We start from the raw sequence: 2,900 nt of genomic DNA, 5'->3' as shown, positions 1-2,900 counted from the left end.
CCCCAGACCCAGGCCCCCCAGACCCGGGCTCCCCAGCCGGTGGCGCCGGAGCCGCACATCCCGCAGGGACCGGGCGGCGCGGGCGGCGGGCAGCACGGCTTCGGGTTCTGAGTAGCCGCCGATGCCGGACCTTGACGCCCCGGTCACGGTGGTGCTGCCCTGCCTCGACGAGGAGGAGTCGCTGCCGGCCGTGCTGGCGGCCATCCCCGACGGGTACCGGGCGCTGGTCGTCGACAACAACAGCACCGACGACACCGCCGGCGTCGCGCGCCGCCACGGTGCCCGGGTGGTCGTCGAGCCGCGGCCCGGGTACGGGTCCGCGGTGCACGCGGGGGTGGTCGCCGCGACGACCCCGATCGTGGCGGTCATCGACGCCGACGGCTCGCTGGACCCCGGTGACCTGCCGCGGCTGGTCGCCGCGCTCGACGACGCCGACCTGGTCATCGGCCGGCGCCGCCCCGTGGCGGGACTGCACTGGCCGTGGGTTGCGCGGCTGGGCACCGTGGTGATGAGCTGGCGGTTGCGCGCCCGTCATGGCCTGCCCGTGCACGACATCGCGCCGATGCGGGTGGCGCGGCGCCAGGCACTGCTGGAACTGGGGGTCGCCGACCGGCGGTCCGGCTATCCGCTGGAACTGTTGGTCCGTGCCGCGGCGGCCGGCTGGCGCGTGGTCGAGCTGGACGTCGGCTACGGGCCCCGCACCGGCGGCAGGTCCAAGGTCAGCGGGTCGCTGCGGGGCAGCATCATCGCGATCCTGGACTTCTGGAAGGTGATCTCGTGACAGTGCTGCCGGTGACGTTGCTGGTCGTCGCCAAGGCGCCGGAGCCCGGCCTGGCCAAGACCAGGCTCGCCAGCACGGTCGGCGAACGGGTCGCCGCCGACATCGCCGCGGCCGCGCTGCTGGACACGCTGGACGCCGTGGCCGCCACGCCGGTGGCCGCCCGGGTGGTCGCGCTCACCGGCGACCTGGACGCCGCCGCGGGGGCCGCCGAGATCCGTCGGCGACTGGCATCGTTCACCGTGATTCCGCAGCGCGGCAACGAATTCGGCGACCGGCTTGCCAACGCGCACGCCGACTCCGCGGACGGATATCCCGTGCTGCAGATCGGGATGGACACTCCGCAGGTGACCGCCGCGTTGTTGGCCGTTTGCGCGCAACGGCTGCTCGAAGCGCCGGCCGTCCTCGGCCCGGCGTGCGACGGCGGCTGGTGGGCGCTCGGGGTGGCGGCGCCGGCGCTGGCCGAATGCCTGCGCACCGTCCCGATGTCGCAACCCGACACCGGGCAGCTCACCCTGAAGGCCTTGCGCGCCAACGGAATCGACGTTACAGTTGTAGAACAACTGGCCGACTTCGACGTAGTCGGCGACATTTCCGGTGTGCGTGCGGTGTGCGCAGCCGAGAGCCGCTTCGCGCGGGCTGCCCGCGTGGCGGGGCTTTGACGACGGCCACCGCAGCGTTTCGGTGATGGGGTGCCGGGGAATGCTGACCAGGTAACCACGCGGCGCGGTGTCGATCACCGTCCAGAGCCCGTTCGGCGACGGCCCCCCGCGGAACGGAGCCCCGATGTCCACCATCACCAGCCACGCCGGCGCACTGGCCACCGCCCTCGTGGTACTCGCCGGCGGTGCATGCCTGCGCGCCGGCGCGACAGCGGCCGATCCGGACCAGGACGCGCAGTTTCTGGCACTGCTCGAACAAGAACAGATCCCCGCACTCGAAGGGGTACCCAACCTGATCGCCACGGCCCACAAGATCTGCGGCAGGCTCGACGGCGGCATGCCGGTGAACGCTCTCGTGGACGACATGAGGGGCCATACGCTCATCGACCCGGGCGGGCAGCGGTTCCCCGGCCGCCGCATCATGTCCACCATCACCCGGTTCATCACCGCTTCGGTCGAGGCCTACTGCCCGGGCGATCGCGGCAAGATCGTTTCCATCACGGCCTATGCCGCCCGGGGGCCGGGCATCCCGGCGCATCCCGTCGCTCTGCGTAGCCGGGTGCTTCCCGCGGGGGAACTCACCCCCGATCCGCCGGATATTCCGCCTCCACCGCCGCCGGACGCGCCGACCCTGAAACCGCCGCCCCGGCTCGTCGCGGCACCGCCTGCGCCGAAGCGGTCGCCGCCCCCTGCCGATGCGCCGCGACCGGGCGGCGGCAGCGGCGCCGGCATCGGTGGTGCCGGCGGCAGCCAAGGCGGTGGTGCCGGCGGCAGCCAAGGCGGTGCTCCCGCGGAGCCGGAGCCGTCGGCGCCCATGTCGCCGGGCTGGGTCAGGCTCGCGCCCTGAGACGGACCCGATGCCTACCAGTGCGTGACGATGACGGTGTTCACCAGCAGCGCACCGGCGGCGTTGACCGCCAGCCACATGCGATGCGACCGCACCGGCAGCAACGCGGGCGCCGCGGTGAGCCAGACGGTGAACGGCAGCCAGATCCGTTCCACCTCGGCCTTGCTCAGTTCGCTCAGGTCCGCGCTGACCACGGCGGCCAGCACCCCCAGCAACACCAGATGCAACCCGCGGCGGCGCCGGATCGCGGCCACGTCGAACACCCGGCTCAGCCCGGCCACGCTGCCCAGTCCGATCGCGCAGACTACGCACGCCAGGTTGGCCCACCACCAGTAGGCGAACGGCCGGTCCTTGGCGATGCCCTGCCAATAGCGTTGCTGCACAAGGGTATAACCCTCGAACCAGGAGAACCCCAGGACGGCGAACACCGCCACCACCGCCAGCGCCGCCCCGATGGCGGCACCCAAAGCCCGCAGTGCGGCCGGCCCGCCCGCCGCCCCCCCCCCCCCCCCCCCCCCCCGCCGGCCCCACAACAACAGGCCGGAGCTGAGGAAGATAACCCCGCCGCGCAGCAGTCCCCCCCCCGCGGCGGCCGCCGCGGGGGACCGGGCGG

General features: G+C 73.6%; 3 protein-coding genes and 1 pseudogene. 3 read left to right on the top strand and 1 reads right to left on the bottom strand.

Features of this window, described 5'->3' with window-relative positions:
- The first annotated feature begins 121 nt into the window (after nt 1–121).
- The 3 genes from FPZ47_RS27090 (at nt 122) to FPZ47_RS27080 (ending at nt 2,287) form a co-directional block, all read left to right on the top strand.
- Nucleotides 122–781 (top strand): glycosyltransferase family 2 protein, encoded by a 660-nt coding sequence (locus FPZ47_RS27090; protein ID WP_210420033.1) that lies wholly within the window; start codon nt 122–124, stop codon nt 779–781.
- Nucleotides 778–1,440: a TIGR04282 family arsenosugar biosynthesis glycosyltransferase gene (locus FPZ47_RS27085; protein ID WP_144952766.1), complete on the top strand. Its 663-nt coding sequence runs from the start codon at nt 778–780 to the stop codon at nt 1,438–1,440. Before FPZ47_RS27090 ends, FPZ47_RS27085 begins: the two co-directional genes overlap by 4 nt.
- Before the next feature lie 124 nt (nt 1,441–1,564).
- On the top strand, nt 1,565–2,287 hold the full coding sequence (locus FPZ47_RS27080; RefSeq protein ID WP_144952764.1) for a DUF732 domain-containing protein: 723 nt from the start codon (nt 1,565–1,567) through the stop codon (nt 2,285–2,287).
- A 14-nt stretch (nt 2,288–2,301) separates the two neighbouring features.
- Here FPZ47_RS27080 and FPZ47_RS27075 read toward each other — a convergent pair.
- A pseudogene (locus FPZ47_RS27075) lies at nt 2,302–2,900 on the bottom strand (hypothetical protein); the annotation flags it as partial.

The sequence above is a fragment of the Mycobacterium helveticum genome (genome assembly GCF_007714205.1).
In the GTDB taxonomy this organism is placed as follows: Bacteria; Actinomycetota; Actinomycetes; order Mycobacteriales; family Mycobacteriaceae; genus Mycobacterium; species Mycobacterium helveticum.
The sequence above is the reverse complement of the archived record's forward strand: the minus strand, read 5'-3'. Positions and strand labels throughout refer to the sequence as shown.